This is a genomic window from Moraxella bovoculi 237 (assembly GCF_000696305.2).
Lineage (GTDB): Bacteria > Pseudomonadota > Gammaproteobacteria > Pseudomonadales > Moraxellaceae > Moraxella > Moraxella bovoculi.
This window is the reverse complement of sequence record NZ_AOMT01000035.1, coordinates 16060-33206: the sequence shown is the minus strand read 5'-3', so window position 1 is coordinate 33206 and position 17147 is coordinate 16060. Positions and strand designations below refer to the sequence as shown.

The 17147-nt window shown below is 46.6% G+C and carries 20 protein-coding genes and 1 pseudogene; 11 read left to right on the top strand and 10 right to left on the bottom strand.

The window, feature by feature from the left end; genetic code table 11:
* Positions 1–83: 83 nt before the first annotated feature.
* Positions 84–1187, top strand: a complete 1104-nt coding sequence (locus MBO_RS08675) for a porin (protein ID WP_036366784.1) — start codon at positions 84–86, stop codon at positions 1185–1187.
* Between the two features lie 140 nt (positions 1188–1327).
* On the opposite strand, the gene rplT is transcribed toward MBO_RS08675, so the two are convergent.
* Both rplT and rpmI read right to left on the bottom strand, forming a co-directional pair.
* Positions 1328–1684 (bottom strand): 50S ribosomal protein L20, encoded by a 357-nt coding sequence (gene rplT, locus MBO_RS08670; RefSeq protein ID WP_036366783.1) that lies wholly within the window; start codon positions 1682–1684, stop codon positions 1328–1330.
* Positions 1685–1713: 29 nt separating this feature from the next.
* A complete protein-coding gene (rpmI, locus tag MBO_RS08665) occupies positions 1714–1908 on the bottom strand; it encodes a 50S ribosomal protein L35 (protein ID WP_036366807.1) in 195 nt (64 codons plus the stop codon).
* A gap of 179 nt (positions 1909–2087) precedes the next feature.
* On the opposite strand from rpmI, the pseudogene MBO_RS08660 reads away from it, so the two are divergent.
* The 8 genes and pseudogenes from MBO_RS08660 to ykgO all read left to right on the top strand — a co-directional run bounded on the left by MBO_RS08660 (position 2088) and on the right by ykgO (position 7687).
* Positions 2088–2435, top strand: a pseudogene (locus MBO_RS08660) (YnfA family protein).
* 53 nt (positions 2436–2488) lie between these two features.
* Complete coding sequence (hisIE, locus tag MBO_RS08655) at positions 2489–3274, top strand: bifunctional phosphoribosyl-AMP cyclohydrolase/phosphoribosyl-ATP diphosphatase HisIE (RefSeq protein WP_036366806.1); 786 nt, start codon at positions 2489–2491, stop codon at positions 3272–3274.
* A 48-nt stretch (positions 3275–3322) separates the two neighbouring features.
* A complete protein-coding gene (tatA, locus tag MBO_RS08650) occupies positions 3323–3556 on the top strand; it encodes a Sec-independent protein translocase subunit TatA (RefSeq protein WP_036366781.1) in 234 nt (77 codons plus the stop codon).
* Positions 3557–3573: 17 nt separating this feature from the next.
* Complete coding sequence (gene tatB / locus MBO_RS08645) at positions 3574–4113, top strand: Sec-independent protein translocase protein TatB (RefSeq protein ID WP_036366779.1); 540 nt, start codon at positions 3574–3576, stop codon at positions 4111–4113.
* Positions 4110–4868 (top strand): twin-arginine translocase subunit TatC, encoded by a 759-nt coding sequence (tatC, locus tag MBO_RS08640; RefSeq protein WP_036366777.1) that lies wholly within the window; start codon positions 4110–4112, stop codon positions 4866–4868. Before tatB ends, tatC begins: the two co-directional genes overlap by 4 nt.
* 68 nt (positions 4869–4936) lie before the next feature.
* Positions 4937–6424 carry a UvrD-helicase domain-containing protein gene (locus tag MBO_RS08635; protein WP_036366805.1) on the top strand — a complete coding sequence of 496 codons (1488 nt, stop codon included), beginning with the start codon at positions 4937–4939 and terminating at the stop codon, positions 6422–6424.
* Between the two features lie 18 nt (positions 6425–6442).
* Positions 6443–7414 (top strand): tRNA dihydrouridine synthase, encoded by a 972-nt coding sequence (locus MBO_RS08630; protein WP_036366775.1) that lies wholly within the window; start codon positions 6443–6445, stop codon positions 7412–7414.
* 132 nt (positions 7415–7546) lie between these two features.
* Positions 7547–7687: a type B 50S ribosomal protein L36 gene (ykgO, locus tag MBO_RS08625; protein WP_036366773.1), complete on the top strand. Its 141-nt coding sequence runs from the start codon at positions 7547–7549 to the stop codon at positions 7685–7687.
* Between the two features lie 89 nt (positions 7688–7776).
* Here the strand turns inward: ykgO and MBO_RS08620 are convergent, their stop codons facing one another.
* Complete coding sequence (locus tag MBO_RS08620; RefSeq protein ID WP_036366771.1) at positions 7777–8253, bottom strand: hemerythrin domain-containing protein; 477 nt, start codon at positions 8251–8253, stop codon at positions 7777–7779.
* Between the two features lie 122 nt (positions 8254–8375).
* Positions 8376–9095 carry a nitroreductase family protein gene (locus tag MBO_RS08615; protein WP_036366769.1) on the bottom strand — a complete coding sequence of 240 codons (720 nt, stop codon included), beginning with the start codon at positions 9093–9095 and terminating at the stop codon, positions 8376–8378.
* Positions 9096–9256: 161 nt separating this feature from the next.
* Between MBO_RS08615 and MBO_RS08610 the strand changes: the two genes are divergently transcribed.
* A complete protein-coding gene (locus MBO_RS08610; RefSeq protein ID WP_052585412.1) occupies positions 9257–9556 on the top strand; it encodes a YhdT family protein in 300 nt (99 codons plus the stop codon).
* Positions 9553–10989, top strand: a complete 1437-nt coding sequence (gene panF, locus MBO_RS08605; RefSeq protein WP_036366767.1) for a sodium/pantothenate symporter — start codon at positions 9553–9555, stop codon at positions 10987–10989. The genes MBO_RS08610 and panF overlap by 4 nt, the downstream gene beginning before the upstream one ends.
* A gap of 365 nt (positions 10990–11354) precedes the next feature.
* Here panF and MBO_RS08600 read toward each other — a convergent pair whose 3' ends face one another.
* The 6 genes from MBO_RS08600 to MBO_RS08575 all read right to left on the bottom strand — a co-directional run bounded on the left by MBO_RS08600 (position 11355) and on the right by MBO_RS08575 (position 17049).
* Positions 11355–12116, bottom strand: coding sequence for an ATP-binding cassette domain-containing protein (locus MBO_RS08600; RefSeq protein ID WP_036366765.1), 762 nt, complete (start codon positions 12114–12116; stop codon positions 11355–11357).
* 11 nt (positions 12117–12127) lie between these two features.
* Positions 12128–12826, bottom strand: coding sequence for a CPBP family intramembrane glutamic endopeptidase (locus MBO_RS08595; RefSeq protein WP_036366763.1), 699 nt, complete (start codon positions 12824–12826; stop codon positions 12128–12130).
* 42 nt (positions 12827–12868) lie between these two features.
* A complete protein-coding gene (locus tag MBO_RS08590; protein WP_036366760.1) occupies positions 12869–13843 on the bottom strand; it encodes an iron chelate uptake ABC transporter family permease subunit in 975 nt (324 codons plus the stop codon).
* Between the two features lie 9 nt (positions 13844–13852).
* The gene (locus MBO_RS08585) at positions 13853–14842 is read right to left on the bottom strand and encodes an ABC transporter permease (protein WP_036366757.1); all 990 of its coding nucleotides are present in this window, start codon (positions 14840–14842) and stop codon (positions 13853–13855) included.
* A gap of 492 nt (positions 14843–15334) precedes the next feature.
* A complete protein-coding gene (locus tag MBO_RS08580; protein ID WP_052585411.1) occupies positions 15335–16378 on the bottom strand; it encodes a siderophore ABC transporter substrate-binding protein in 1044 nt (347 codons plus the stop codon).
* A gap of 158 nt (positions 16379–16536) precedes the next feature.
* Positions 16537–17049 carry a hypothetical protein gene (locus tag MBO_RS08575; RefSeq protein ID WP_227712717.1) on the bottom strand — a complete coding sequence of 171 codons (513 nt, stop codon included), beginning with the start codon at positions 17047–17049 and terminating at the stop codon, positions 16537–16539.
* Between the last annotated feature and the right edge of the window lie 98 nt (positions 17050–17147).

The following is a 17147-nucleotide window of genomic DNA, read 5'->3' as shown; positions in this document are numbered from 1 at the left end:
AATATTAGCTGTCGCATCATTATGTCTTGATAAGATAAAGACCTTGATGATACATGGAACATCAGCCTTCTAAGGAATCTGTTATGAAACGCTCATTTTTAAATACCGCCATCAAAGCAACCGCCACACTTGCCATCGCAACACTTACCGCAGAAACTTTTGCAGCTCCCCAAATCTCTGGTCGTCTCTATCTGTCTGCGTTGTACGATAATATTGATAACAAAGAGCATAACACCGTCACACAGACCATTTCGAATACCAAATCCGACCGCCTTTCTTTAAATTCTGCTGGATCTCGTGTTCGTCTGACTGGTGAAGAAAAGTTGACAAAAGACATCGATTTAGAGTATCGGTTGGAATATTCGATTTTCTTGGACAATGACGGCGAGGGTAAAAACTTCTCTGCTCGTAACACTTACCTAGGGTTTAAGCATGATGACTACGGTACTGTACGCGTGGGTCGAATCTTTACCCCAGATGATGATATTGATTATGTCGATCAAAGCTATCTGTATGCTTCTGGCAACGGATTACCATTTAGCTACGGTGGTCAACGCACGAATAACACCATTCAATACATTTCCCCAAAATTCAACAATGGAAAAACACAAATCAAACTGCATTACGCCATGGATGAAAATTCTGATAACAATCATGGTGGCAAATTTACCACCTTTCATGATGGTGTAACAAAAAAACAAGAGCGTGATATGATTGCAGGTCATATTTTGCATGAAGATACAAAATATGACGCAGGAATATCCTATACTCATGCTGGAGAGTTTAGTGCGTTGCGTGGTATGGTCAGCTACAAGCCAAATGAAAAACTAACCGTTGGCGTCATCGCTCAACAAACCGACTACAACAGTGGCAACAAAGAGCTTGGTGCACTTGTAAGCGGACTATACTCCTTGGATAAGATGACTGATGTATATGCACAAGTAGGTCATGCAAATAACTATCAAGGCTTCAAAGATGGTGAGCTAACCAAAGCCAGTGTTGGTCTTATCAAATGGTTGAAGCGTGATGGCGGTGTTCGTCTGCGCACCTTTGGCTCGCTGTCATATCTTGACCAAGTTTCTCATTCTTATAAAGAAAGAACGGATAATAATGTCGTTCATAATGACTTAATTCGCTCAGAAAAAGATGGATTTGGTTTAGAGATGGGTCTGCGTTACGATTTCTAACATAGCACTTCCTGATAAAATAACCCGCCTCGTCAAGGTGGGTTATTTTATGAGCCATTCGTCAAGATTATTCACATCATAAAAAACCGCAATACGAAACGCATTGCGGTTTTGGATTTGGTTATTTAGTAAAAACTAAATTATGCCAATGCAGCTTTTGCCTTTTCACAGATTGCTGTGAATGCACCTGCATCATGCATGGCGATGTCAGCTAGGATACGGCGGTCGATATCGATGTTTGACTTTTTCAAACCATTGATTAGACGGCTGTAAGACAGACCGTTTAGACGCGCACCAGCGTTGATACGAGCAATCCATAGACGACGGAATGAACGCTTCTTGTTGCGGCGGTCACGGTATGCATATTGACCAGCTTTCATTACCGCTTGTACGGCAACACGATACACACGAGAACGTGCACCATAGTAGCCTTTTGCACGAGCTAGAACTTTTTTATGACGGCGATTTGCTTGTACACCACGTTTTACACGAGCCATTTTATTCTCCTAAAATATCCAAAAATTGATTAGATGTATGGGCACATACGACGTACAGAAGCAACGTCTGATGCATGAACCATTACGCAACCACGCAATTGACGGATACGCTTTGGAGATTTTTTGGTTAGGATGTGGCGTTTGAACGCTTGTTTACGCTTAAAGCCGTTTGCTGTTTTTTTGAAACGCTTGGCGGCACCACGTTTGGTTTTAAGTTTCATAATGACCTCTTTATTAATCATAAGTCTTGCGACTTGACGAACCTTTTCGCCACACTCCGTTAGGATAGGCTGAAGGTGGGACGCGTATTATACCAAAATCTTTTGCGCCATGCAAGCCATTAAATACCTTTACTTGCACCCCCAACCGCGCTACAATAAAGCCATTCAGCGATGGCGCACCCATGAATATTCAGCAGCTACTCTATACACTTATCTTATTTGCCGTGACGGCAGTGCAAAGATTGTCGGCTGCTATTTGCCATATCTGATTATAAATGAACAAAAATCCGCGTGACTGTGGCTACCGACCGCGCGGAGCTTGGCGGTATTTGTGTATCTATTGACGTTACACCCTGCCGCCTCAGGACGGATTTGTAGCTTATGGCGGTATTTATGTCTGCACTGCATTGGTTTGGCTGCATTTTGTGGATAAAGTTACGCTTAGCTCATGGGACATGGTGGGCGCAGCATTGGTCGTGCTTGGCGCGCTGACCATTATTCTACAGCCCAATGGCTTTAGCGTGCGCTAAGGACTGATTTTTAGGTTTATTTCATCATTTAGTAACAAAAGACAATTATCATGATGCACTGGCTAGACACTTTAAAATTCGACGAAAACGGGCTCATCCCTGCCATCGCCCAAGACAAAGGCACGGGGCGAATCTTAATGATGGCGTGGCAAAACCGTGAGGCGCTCGAGATCACCGCCAAGACAGGTAAAGGCGTGTACTATAGTCGCAGCCGTGGCAAGCTATGGCACAAAGGCGAAACCAGTGGGCACACTCAGATCGTGCACGAGATTCGCACCGACTGCGACGCTGATGTCATCACGCTCATCATCACTCAGATTGGCGGCATCGCTTGCCACACTGGGCGTGAAAGCTGCTTTTATCAAAAGCTTGATGTCGAACGCGGTGAATGGCTGGCTGTTGACGAGGTAATCAAAAATCCTGATGAGATTTATGGCACGCATGACACCGTCAATTGTCCTGCCATTAAGGCGCAAGGCACGTCTGCACAGACAGTCTTGGCCGAGCTTGATAAGATTCTGCATGAGCGCAAGAGCGCTGACAAAGACAGCTCTTATGTCGCCAGCCTGTATCACAAGGGTCTAAATAAAATCCTAGAGAAGGTCGGTGAAGAATCCACCGAAGCAATCATCGCTGCCAAAGAGCTACAGCTTGTTCGTTCACTTGCCAAAGATGACAATGAAGCTTGTGCTGACGTCGTCTATGAAGTAGCGGATGTGTGGTTTCACAGCTTGGTCGCCTTGCATCAGTTGGGGCTATCGAGCGATGACGTGCTGGCTGAGCTTGGCAGACGCTTTGGGCTGTCGGGTATCGATGAGAAAAATTTACGCACAAACTAATCTGTGCTAGAATATTTACAATCTAATGGTTAAATAAAAAGGGTAATTATGGGCGGATTTTCATTAACGCATTGGCTGATTTTATTGGTTGTGGTTGTGGTTATTTTTGGCACATCCAAACTTAAAAACGCAGGCAAAGACCTAGGCTCTGCCGTCAAAGGCTTCAAAGATGCGGTCAAAGACGAAGACAAGCCTAAACTGTCTGACGGTGAAAACAAACCCATCATCGCTGATGTCAAGGAAGTCAAAAAAGCCGAACAAGCTGAAAAAACTGACGCTTAATAAGTTCGGATCGCTTCGTGCTGAATCTTGGTTTTTTTGAGTTAACGCTGTTTGGCGTGATTGCGCTGATTGTGCTTGGGCCTGAGAAATTACCCGTGGCAGCGCGCACGCTTGGCAAATGGTACGGCAAATTTCGCCGCTTATCGACGCGCCTACAAAGTGAGTTCGTCAGCGAATTGCAGCTGTTGGAAGTTCAAGAAGAGCTCAAAGGCGAACTTGCCAAAATTCGCGAATCCGAAGCCAAGATGAAAGCGCAAATGGCAGAGCTCCAACAAAGCCTCAATAAGACCGAACAAGTTGCCAAAGCAAATAAACAACACATCTTAGATGCTTGGCAGGACAACGCCGATGATGGCGAGCATCAAGATATCAACCCTTCAAAAGACACCAGCAATCAAGACTTTCATCAAGCGGCCGCGCTGGAGACTGCATTTAACCTACCCATGGTGAATCATTGGTTCCTGCTGGGCGATTATGATAAAAAGCGCCGCCTTCCCCAAGCGCCCTTCATGCCTAATTATAAGGCAGATCCCTTACTTTATACGACGACATCATGAGCCATCGATTAGATAATGACGCCGACATGCCATTGATGGCACACTTTGCTGAACTGCGGACGCGATTCATCCGTATTTTTGCGGCGGTGATTGTGGTGTTTTTGGCTTTGGTGGGGTTTAGTCGTGAGCTGTACGATCTGATTTCAAACCCTCTGGTTGCGCTATTGCCCAGTGAAGCCAGCCTCATCGCAACCGATGTCGCATCGGGGTTTTTGGCGCCGATTAAGCTGACCTTCTTTGTGGCGCTGTTCATCACCGTGCCGTTCATCATTGCTCAGATTTGGGGCTTTGTCTCGCCTGCACTCTATAAGCACGAGAAGCGTGCCGCTCTGCCGCTACTGCTATCTGCGATTGTGCTGTTTTATGTCGGGGTGGCTTTTGCTTACTTCGTGGTGCTTGTCCCAGCGCTAAAATTCTTCGTGATGTTCGCACCCGACAACGTCCTGCCGATGACCGACATCCAAAGCTATCTTGATTTTGTCATTAAGTTGTTTGCGGTGTTTGGCGTAATGTTTGAGATTCCTGTGGCAACGCTACTGCTGGTCTTGATGCGCATCGTCACCCCTCAGTCACTGGCTGATAAACGCCGCTATATCATCGTGGGCTGCTTCTTCATCGCCGCCATCGTTACCCCGCCTGATGGTGCCAGCATGCTGATGCTTGCCATCCCAATGTGCCTGCTTTTCGAGGCAGGATTATTCATGGCAAGACTTCTCATCAAAGAAGAAAGCACTGATAATCCCATCACCGACTAAACACCATCTTGCGAACAAAGCAATGTTAATTGTGTTATACTTGGCTGTTTTTATTGCTAAATTTGCCCATGAATCAGATACCCACACCTGCGCCCACCGATGAGCAAATCAACGCCCTGAACATGGCGATGACAGGTCAATCCTTCAAGATCGTCGCCTATGCTGGCGCGGGCAAAACCACCACGCTCAAGCTCATCAGCGAGCACATACAAGGGCGTGGTCTGTATTTGGCATTCAACAAAGCCATCGCCAGCGAGGCGCAAGGAAAATTCCCAAGAAACGTACGCTGCCAGACTTTCCATTCGCTTGCCTATCGTCATGTCAATCGTGATGTGACCGCGAAGATCAGCCTGCCACGCCTAACGCCAAGCCGACTGGCAAATGAGCTAAATCTATCCGCCATACAAGTAGAGCGCAAAGTCGATGGCATCAAAAGATCCATCACGCTCACCCCTGCCAAGCTTGCCAACATCGTCTCAGAAGGCATCACCAATTTTTGTAAAACATCGAGCGCTTACCCTGCACCAAGGCACATCACCCCGCCATCTTGGTTGGATGAGAAAGACAGCGAGAGACTCCAAGAACTGCTATACCCCGCCCTTGAGATGCGCTGGTTACAGTCGATCGATCCCCGTCATCAGTCAGGCATCGGGCACGACATCTACCTAAAACTCTGGACGCTATCCAACCCCATCATTCCTGCTGACTTCATCTTATTCGATGAAGCCCAAGATGCCGACCCGCTCATGATGGGCGCGCTCATCCGCCAAGATAAACAAACCATTTACGTGGGTGATGCACATCAGCAGATCTACGAATGGCGCGGCGCACTGAACGCCATGAAACGCCTACCCTATCCGCAGACGCTGCTCACACAGTCGTTTCGCTTCGGTGATGAGATCGCCAAGGTGGCCAATGTTTTTTTGACCGCATTACAAGAAACCATCCCATTAAAGGGCAATCCAAACACCGCAAGCCGCATCGCCAAATTGCTCGCCCATGGCAAAAAAGACGCCATACTGTGCCGCACCAACGCCACTGCCATAAGTCATCTATTAGCAGGGCTTAAAGCAGGGCATAAAGTCGCTCTACAAGCCGACAGCGATCGGATTTTAAGATTTTGTCATGCTGCCGAGAGCCTAAAAACAGGAAAATCCGCCTATGGCGTGCCCGAATTGGCTTTTTTTAAGCATTGGGGGGAAGTGCAGGAATTTAGCGAAACAGGTGAAGGCTCTGACCTCAAAACCTGGGTAAAGCTCATCGAAGAACACGGCACGCAGACCATCTCAAGCGCCATCAAGAGCCTCACCACCCAAAGCCATGCCGACTATGTCGTCTCTACCGCCCACAAGGCAAAGGGCCTTGAATGGAATCGCGTGCAGATCAGCGATGACTTCTTATACGACATCAATCGCCAAAGCATCAAGATTACCCCTGAAGAGCTGCGCCTGCTCTATGTCGCCTGCACTCGCGCCAAAGAAATCCTCGATGTACACCACATCAGCGACCTATTGGCATCGATCGTCCTCGATGACAAGAAGCTCATCTACAAATAAAATAAGACCACCTTTTCTATGACTGATTTTAGCCATTTTTTTAATCATCCTGTTCGTCTGCTCGCCCCGATGGAGGGCCTGACCGATCCGCTAATGCGCCGGATTCTTACGCGGATTGCCAGTGATCTGGGTCGTCCTTATGATTGGTCGGTGAGCGAATTCATTCGGGTGACACATCACCCACTGCCTGCACATGTATTCTATAAATTCGTGCCAGAATTACACACCGATGGCAAGACCGCCAGTGGCACGCCCATTCACGTGCAGCTGCTTGGTAACAACCCAGACACCATGGGTCAGAGCGCACTCACAGCCGTAGAGCTTGGGGTGCATGCGATTGATCTAAATTTTGGCTGCCCTGCCAAGACTGTGAATAACCACAAAGGCGGCTCTGTATTACTCGATGAACCTGAGACGGTTCATGACATTATTCTCGCTGTTCGTCAAGCCGTACCTGCGCACATTCCTGTCAGTGCCAAGATTCGACTTGGCTACACCGACACCTCTAAGATGAGCGAGATTGGTGATGCGGTGCACACCGCCAAGGCAAGCTGGCTAACAGTTCATGCTCGCACCAAGATCCAAGGCTATAAACCGCCCGCCTACTGGGAGCTTATTGCGCCATTTAATAATCTTGGCATGCCCATCATCGCCAATGGCGAAGTCTGGACGGCTGACGATGCCCGTCGCTGTACGGCACAGGCGAGCACACCGCATCTGATGCTCGGGCGCGGCGCGGTCACCCGCCCCGATCTGATCGCGCGCATCCATGATGAGAGCATCCAACTGTCTTGGGATGAGCTGATCACTCATCAAATCGAATTCCTGCATGACGATACGGACAATCAATCAGGACTCATCGGACGCTACAAACAATGGCTGGGCATGCTCACCAAAGGCTATGCTGAAGCTGAACATCTTTGGCATACCATCAAACGCCTAAAAAACAAAGATGACATCATCCAAGCGTTAATCCAATCTAATGCATGATGTTTAGCTGCGAACCTTTTTAAGAATTATTTTCAATTATTGCTTGCAAAAGGGAATAGGGAGGCGTATAATTTATTTAAAGTTATATTATAACATTTAAATAATTACTCAAATAACCATGCGAGGTTCTCCATGCAAGTACTATCATCCCTAAAATCTGCCAAAACCCGTCACGAAGACTGCCAAGTCGTCCGTCGTCGTGGACGTACCTTTGTCATCTGTAAATCCAATCCACGCTTTAAAGCGGTACAAGGCGGCAAAAAGAAAAAATAAACGCTACCGCTTCCCTCATCACAGTTTCATGGTGATAATAAAATACCGCACAATGCATCATTGGCGGTATTTTATTATCTGCTGGCAGCTTAGTCTTCGTGTCTGGCCTCATAGGCATCATGTTCAGCTTGATAAAGCGTGCCTAAGCGTTTTTGAGTGTCGGCATCGAGCAGCTTTTTGGCTTCTTTAAAGAATTCATTCTCTTCTTCTTTTAGGTGGTGAATGGTCTCTTCGATGAGTGCGTTCGCCGTTTCAAAGAATCTGTCATCGCCGGTACGACCATCACCCAAAGTTGCCATCAGCTCATCCATCTCATGATGTTCTGCGATGGCGTGGCGAGACAGCTCAAGTCCCTCATCAAATGCCATCACAGGCACATAAAGATGACGCTCTTCGGCGGCCGCGTGCGCCTTTAATTCTTCTTCTAATTCTAAGAACACTTCTTTGGCCTTGTTTCTATCTTTGGCATCGACGTGCTTTTGGAAGCTTTTACATAGGTCGCGCTGGATGTCATGCTTGGCGATCAATGCGCTAAAGATGTCTTTATTGGCGGTGATGGTTGTCATATTTTTGTCCTCTTGCTCAGTGGGCTTTTACCCTGCCTAGTCATTTCATTATAACAAAAAACCCAACCCAAAAAAGCCCAAACTCCAAGAGTTATGTAGGATTATGTAACCAATAAGAATTCTTATAACTTGCGATATACATCATTGAACGGCACGCGGAAACGCTCGCCCCAAACACCCTTCTCGCTACGGATACCACACGAGACGACCATGTTAATCTCGCATTCTTCGGGCAAATCCAAGAGATCCTTGATCATTCTGCCATCAAAGCCTTCCATCGGGCAGGTGTCAAGCCCCTTTTCGCTCATGGCAAGCATGAACGTCTGCGCAACCAGACCGCAACTCTTATGCATGACAACACGCATGTCATTAAAAGACACGTCTGCTTGAATCGGACGAAATTGTCCAATCGTACGAGCAAGCATCTGGCGTGCGGTCGGCACAAGCTTGGTCTGACTATATAGGAGCGGCATCAGGCGATTATAATAATGCTCGAATCGCTTGGTGCGGTTAGGTACTTTATGGGCGGGACTGTAGTTTTTGACGTTATATTTTTCAAAATTTAACACCGCTTTGGCGCGCGCACGATGCAGATCAGGGCGAATCACGAATACCACCATCTGATCGGCAGTGGTCGCTGCACCTTGAGATAGGCACGCCTTGGCAAGCTTCGCCAATAGCGTCTTATCCGTTACATGATAGAATTCGTACAGCTGCATATTCGAGCTCGTTGGCGCCAGCGTGGCAAGCTCAAGGCAATGTTTCACCAGTGCTTCGTCAATAGCAACGGGCAAATAATCGCGCACGGAACGACGATGGCTTAATATGTCATGCAAACTCATACCACATCCTTAATTCATGTCCAATAAATGAATAAAAGCTAAAATCTTCAATCTTAAAATTCAGGCTATTTTATCGTAAAGTTTTAACTTTTGCCGTAAAATTTTGTGATAAACTAATGCAATTTTTCCCTTTGATGCCAATTTTGAGACAAGGTAATGCTATGACTGGCACCTCCAATTCGCCCAAACCTACCCACACCCAATCAAGCCTTAGCCATCAACTCAACCGTGAAGCCAAATGGTCTTTGTATCTCACGCTCCTGTACATGGCAGGTTGGGTGATTTTTGCGTATTTTATGCCAGCAGGGACGGGGCTTTTGGGCTTGCCGTTGTGGTTTGAGTTAAGCTGTATTTTTTTGCCCCTGATTTTTATTTTAATCAGTATGGCGGTGTTAAAGGCGGTTTATCAGGAAGTAGATTTGGACACTGATTTGACATCAGACAAAGGGGACGACGCATGAATTTAAATATTCAAATTTTAATCCCCCTTGTTCTGTATCTGTTTTTTGTGTTTGGGGTGGCGTGGCACGCTTATCAAAAACGCAAAACGGTCGGATTTTTAAATGAATACTATGTTGGCTCACGCTCCATGGGCGGATTTGTACTTGCGATGACCACGGTGGCGACTTACGTCTCGGCAAGTTCATTCATCGGCGGGCCTGGGGCGGCGTATAAATTTGGCTTGGGCTGGGTGCTACTGTCCATGATACAAGTGCCTGCAATCTGGCTCACGCTTGGCACGCTTGGTAAGAAGTTTGCCATGCTCGCCCGCCAAACAGGTAGCATTACCATCAATGACCTGCTATTTGCCCGTTATCAAAATAAAGTCGTGGTGTGGCTTGCGTGTGTCTCGCTGCTACTGGCGTTTTTCGGCATGATGGTGGTGCAGTTTATTGGGGCAGGTCGTCTGCTTGAAACGACACTGGGTCTGCCTTATGAATGGTCGATTGGCGTGTTTGCCCTTGTGATTGGGCTTTATACCTTTATTGGGGGCTTTCGTGCGGTGGTCTTGACCGACACCGTGCAGGGGCTTGTCATGCTCATCGGCACGATGCTCCTACTCGGGGCAACGCTTGTCGCCACAGGGGGTATGGAGAACGCCATGACCACCCTGCACGCCATTGACCCACGCCTACTGACCCCCACAGGCGTTGATGATAAGCTGTCGGCAACATTTATGCTGTCGTTTTGGGTGCTGGTGTGTTTTGGTCTCATTGGCTTGCCCCATACGGCGGTACGGGCGATGGCGTATAAGGACAGTCGCTCGCTACACCGTGGGATACTCGTGGGAACGGTAGTGATGACGGTGCTGGTCTTGGGCATGCACCTAGCAGGGGTCTTGGCTCGTGCGGTCGTGCCTGAGCTTGATGTGCCTGACAAGGTCATTCCCACGCTCATGATGACGGTGCTACCGCCCTTTATGGCAGGGATATTTTTGGCGGCACCTATGGCGGCGATTATGTCGTCCATTGACTCGATGCTGATACAGTCGTCAAGCACGCTGATTAAGGATTTGTATTTATCTATCAAGCCTGACGCTATCCACAACGAAGCCAAAATCAAACGCTACTCCACCACGCTCACGCTTGGCTTTACCATGATTTTGGCGGTCGTTGCCATGCTAAATCCGCCAGATATGCTCATTTGGCTAAACTTATTATCCTTTGGTGGGTTAGAGGCGACTTTCTTATGGGTGCTAGTGTTTGGGCTGTATTACAAAAAAGCCAATGCCACAGGGGCGATATGGTCTATGGTGGCAGGTCTGACGAGCTATGTCATCATTGCCTATTTTAAAATCGCCTTATGGGATTTGCACCCTGTTGTGCCTGCGTTGGTGATTGGGCTTGTTGCATTTTTGGTGGGGAATAAGGTGGGGGAGATAAAAAAGGCGTGATGTTGGTTTGGTTTTTTCAAAAAGTAGTATTGTTCAATTAAGATATTTTTTGCAATATGGACGTGTAGGGGTGCGTTGAACACGCCCTGCCAATCCTACAAAATATTTTTTAAATGTGGAACCAGTGGGGATTTAGGTTGATTTTCTATATCTTGGAGCGACTCATAGACACCATTTATCATTGACATTGTTAATCAACCATACCTTTGGGTAGATTTGTAGGAACAAATGACATTTGCCTTGTGATAACATTTTGATTTTTGGGCGAATGTAATTTGCCCCTACATGCCCAAATTTTAAAATATCTCTTTATTGAACAATGCTGTTCAGTTTAATATTAAAAAGGGCGAACTCTCGCCCCCTTTTCACACTGCATCTACCACAATCGGCTTGCCATTGTGCATTAGTACCGTTATGTCCACATTATACAGCACTTTCATGTTTTGAGCCGTTAGCACGTCTTTTGGCGTACCCACCGACACCACTTCGCCCCCTTTCATCATCACAACCGTATCGGCAAATTGGGACGCTTGGTTGATGTCGTGTAGCACGATAACCACCGTTTTGCCACGACTTGCCAACACCTTCATCTGTCGCATGAGTCGCCCTGCGTGGTACATATCTAGGTTGTTGAGCGGTTCATCAAGCAAGATATACGGCGTATCTTGGCACACCGCCATGGCAATCAGCACACGCTGACGCTGACCGCCTGACAAGTCGGACAAAAACCGCTCCGCCAACGTCTCTAATTCAAAGGTTGTAATCATCTCCTCCACCTTATCCTTATCCGCCTGTGTAGGTCTGCCTTGATGATAAGGATAACGCCCAAACATGAGTAGCTCACGCACACGCAGTCGCCCCTGAATGTGGTTTTCTTGGGCGAGCATGGCGACCACTTTTGCCATATCACTATCTGTAGCGGTGCTGATGTCATGCCCATCAAAGCTGATACAGGCGGATTTGTCCTGCAAAGGATTCATGCGAGCCATCAGGCTAAACAGCGTACTTTTGCCCGCCCCGTTCGCTCCGATGAGTGCGATGATTTGCCCTGTGGGTAGCTCAAAGTTTACGTTTTTTAAAATGGGTAAATCGCCGATGTTGTGGCTAACGTTTTTTACTTTTATCATAAATACCCCAATTATTCCAACAAATACAAAGGCAAGCCAAGCCCAAATAAATCAAAAAATGAATGTGCCAAAGTAAATGGCACCAGTTCATCACTTTTATAGCGTAATAACAAAAACACAATCCCCAAAGTGGTAATGGTTAATGCTCCTGCCAATCCTTGATAGGTATGAAAGGCAAATCGCACAAACAAAGTAAACACAATGGCAAGGGGTAAATGTTTTTTTGTGGTCAATGCCACCAATCCAATAAAAAATACTTCTTCATAAAAGCCATTTAGTAGGGCAAATAAAATAAAGGAAACAGACCACATACTAAAATGCTCGCTTGCCCCATAATGTGCCTCCGTGGTTGGATAAAGCTCGGGAAAAGCCCAGTATTGCAAATACTCATAAAGCGATGCCACCGTTCCTGCAATGAGAATGTATAGCACCACTTTTGGCAATGTCCAGCGATTGACACTAAAATTTAATTGTGTAAAATCAAATTTACGATAGGCCAAATACCCAAACGCCACCAATAATGCCACAATTTCACTCAAAATCCCCGACCAGTTACTTGAACTGTTGAATTCCAAAGTCTCGGGAGCAACCTGCTCATGGCTTATCAATTCAAAAAACTGCATATTGGAACTATAAATGGCAAAGCCAAAAAAGATAATCGCCAAAATAACCACATCAAATAAGTGCAATGATTTTAATTTATTTGTCATTCAACAACCTAAATTTATAGATTAAATTTTATGTATTAAGAATTATTGCATTGTACGTTGTTTGCTATATTGCATAAAAATCAGTAGCAAAAACGCCACCCCGCCAAACAGCTCAATGACCACTTCAAGCACGCCTGCCATTTTAAAGACATGCTCAAACACCGCCTGTCCCACGATGAGCGTGCTACTGGCGATGAGCGTCACCAAAATCAGCCTCTCACCATGAGCCATTTTTGTACAAAAACGATTGGTCAAAGCACACACCAGTAGCCCAAAAAACGTAATCGGACCCACGAGGGCGGTTGCCATAGACACCAGTAGCGAGATTGTCATCAAAATACCAAGAGACAGCTTATGATACGGCACGCCAAGCGAAATGGCACAATTTCTACCAAGTAGCAATACGTCCAACGCAAACCGTTGTCGCCACACATAAATAAAAGTCGCCACCGACAGCACCACACTGGTGATGAGCAGATTAACATTAACAGCGGTAAAACTGGCATAGCTTTGGGCTTGTACGGTAACAAATTCATCGGGATTTATCATGCGAGCGACCATGTAGGATAGGCTACGAAACAACGTCCCAAAAATCACGCCCACCAAGATAAGCCGTGTCAAATCCTGATTATGTTTAGTAAACAAAAAACGAAACAAAATCACCGACAGCACCATCATGACCGCCACTTCAAAGGCAAATTTGCCCACCGTTGGCAAGGTGACATAACTTAGCATGCCCAAAAAGAACAGCATCAGGCTCTGTATCAAGACATATAAGGCATCAAAGCCCAAGAGACTTGGCGTTAAAATGGGGTTATGCGTAAGCGTTTGAAATAACAGCGTGGACACCCCCACCGCATAGCCTACCACCAAAAAAGCAATGAGTTTGCGAGTACGCAGGGGCAAGGCAAAATCCCAATTGATGACATTTAAGGTCAAATACAGCCCACAGCCAATCACAAGCACGATAAACGCCAACAAAATAGGATTGCCCAATAACTTTTTTATAAAATTCATCACACGCCCCTATTTTGATTTTGACAAAAGCCATAAAAACAGTGCCGACCCTAGCACGCCAAAGACGACATAGACAGGGATTTCAAAGGGATAACGTATCACACGCCCAATAATATCGCACAAAAGGACACAAGACGCACCAAGCAACGCCACCGCAGGGAGTGACACTCGTAGGCGATCTCCGACCAGACGGCTCACGATATTTGGCACGACAAGCCCCACAAAGCTAATCGCCCCCACCGTTACCACCACCACCGAACTTATCATCGCCACCATGCCAATGGCAAGCCACATGACAGCGTCTTTATTGACCCCCAAATTTTTGGCGATACCGTCCCCAAGCCCGATAATCGTCAAGCGGTCTGCCATGATATAGGCAATGGCGGACAAAATCCCCACCAGCCACAAGGTCTCATACCGCCCTGCCAGCACGCTAGAAAAATCGCCAAACCGCCACACCGACAGCATTTGCACCGTCTCGGTCTGATACGCCAAAAATAAGGTCGCCGAATCAATAATCCCCCCAAACACAATCCCCACAAGCGGAATGATGAGAAAGTCCGTGGGCGGCAAGCGTTTGATAATCTGCATAAAAATCATCATACCGCCAAACGCCATGACGGTTGCCACGCTCATCTTACCCAAAAGGGGCAAGGTTGGCATATAAAGGCTTGTGAGCAAAATCCCAAGCACCGCCGACTGTGTCGCCCCGACCATAGACGGCTCAACAAATCGGTTTTTTAGCACGACCTGCATCATCATGCCCGCTATCGCCATGCTCGCCCCTGTCAAAATTAAAGCGAGCGTACGGGGCAGACGGCTCACCAAAAAAAGCTGTGAGCTGTTGTCGGTGTCGTCAAAGAGTTTCGCCCATGAAAAATCCGCCACCCCCACCGAAATGCTGATGACAATCAAAACAAACAAAAGCAAAAACGCGCCAACATTGACAAATGCTGGCGACCACCAAGAAGTTGGGGCGGAGAGTGTCGCTGTGGTCATAGGATTCCCAAGTGATAATTCCTAAGGTGCATGGTGGGGCAAAGGGGTTTATAATTTAAAATGGGTTTATACAGCCAAAAAAAATTGAATTTTACCACAAAAACCGTTCGCCGCAAGCTTGCCTGCGGGTCGGTTTCCGTCATGGTTCGACAAGGCTCACCACGAACGAAAAACTGTAGTACTCTTTCGTTTTGTAGAGTGTATGATAAATTGATATGATCAAATCAAAATATATGCCCCAATTTGCATTTTTAAAATAATGCCTTTGTAGGGTCGTGCTTTCCACGCCCTTTGGTATATTCTGAATTTAAATAAGCATGTTTAAAATTTGGATGTGTAGGGGCGAATACAACGCCTAAAAGACACTTATGATACAGGGCAAATGTAACTTACCCCTGCAAATTCACTACAAACACAATCAATTAACAATGCTAATAAAAATCAGCAAAAGGGCGAATAAAATCCGCCCCCTTTTTTTACACCCAACATCAATTACTGAGCTGTTTTTGCATTAAACGCATCGGTAACAATCTTAGCATCTTTTAGCCATTGGTAATAACCCCCAAAGGCAAGATAAGAATCTGGACTGACATAGACGATTTGGTTATTTTTATAGGCTTTGGTGTTGTGCATGAGTGGGTTATTTAGCACTTCCTTAGCCGATACGCCTTCTTCGCCAATCGCCGACGTGCGGTCTAGGACAAACAGCCAATCAGGGTCAATTTTTTGAATATATTCAAAGCTAATGGGCTGACCATGACGCTCTTCGTTTTTGTTCACGTTAGCGTCCGCCATAGGAATGCCGAATGTGGTGTGTAGATAGCCGTAGCGTGAGTTTTTGCCATAGGCACTCATTTTGTTGCCGTTGATAAGAATGGCAAGCCCATTGCCCTTGCCTTCTACCGCTTTTTTGGTCTCGGCGATGGCAGTATCAATGTCGGCGATGAGTTTGTCGGCTTCGGCAGTTTTACCAAACACTTTACCAAAATCAGTAATCTGCTGTTTGCTTGACTCATAGACGTTGTTGGTGTCAATGGTTAGGTTATACGTTGGGGCGATTTTGCCAAGCTCTTCGCTCTTTTCTGCCATACGAGAACCCACAAAAATCGCTTGTGGTTTTAGGCTGTGCAATACTTCTAAATTTGGCTCAAATAGCGTACCAACGCTTGTGCCGTCTGGCGTGCCGTCCGCTTTTAGGTTTAGGGTAGCGATACGCTCGGCAGTCATCTCGGCTGACGGCATGCCTTGCACCGCCACGCCCAAGGCTTTTAGGTTTTGTAGGGCGGTCATGTCATAGACGGCGATGGGATTTGGGTTGGCAGGGATGGTCTGCTCGCCTGTGGCGGTCTTAATGGTAACATCGCCTGTGGCAGGGGTTGCATTATCAGCAGTGGTTTCTGTTTTTTGGTCGGCATTGGCAGCAGGTGCTTCGCTCTTGGTGTCGGCTGGCTTGTCTTGACTACATGCCATCAGTGATAAGCTTAGTGCTGCAATAACGCCTAGGCTAACAGGACGCATCATCTGAGTGATTTTCATACAAACTCCATGGTTTTTATAAAGATATAAAGCATCACACTATGATATAAAATTTTCTCGCAAATATCAATGATAATGAGAATTTTTTTTGTTAAATCAGTAAATTAAAGCATAAAAAAGCCGAACATATGAGTTCGGCTTTATGGAGTAGCATGAGATTATTTAACTTGAGCGCGGTATTTCACGACAGCGGTCGCACCAATGCCCAAATCTTCAATCGTCCAGCGCAATGCCTTATAGTAGCTTAGTGGCAGCTGTTGGGTTTGTCCATTTAGGGTTGCGCGGATTGGCATGTGTACGAAACGATTGCCGTCAATGCTCGCCTTAACGATGGCAGGGCTCACATCACCCACCAGCTCAACACCCTCAGGGATGTTCAATGTGGCATTCATGCTACGCACACGGTTGGTGTCTTGGTTGGTGAATAGACCTTGGTATTCCACGATTTCGCCTTTGGCAACGCTTGCGCCAACGGTCAGCAGTTCTAGCTTCTCAGCACCGGTTTCGTCTTTACGAACCACGAAAGCGTTTAGCTTGGTGTCAATCTTCGGTGCGGCTACTTGCTGCTCGGTAGCCTCTGTCAGCTGTGGATTCTCTGGGGTTGGTAACATTGCCTGTGCAGATGCTGCGGTCATCGCCAGTGTTGCCAATAGTGCGCTGCGTAGTCTCATGCGTCATTCCTTTTTTTAAAATAAAAGTTTAATCATGTCTAAAATTGCCCTATGATACCATGATTTTACGCCTAAAATGCATCGAATTGTATCGTAAA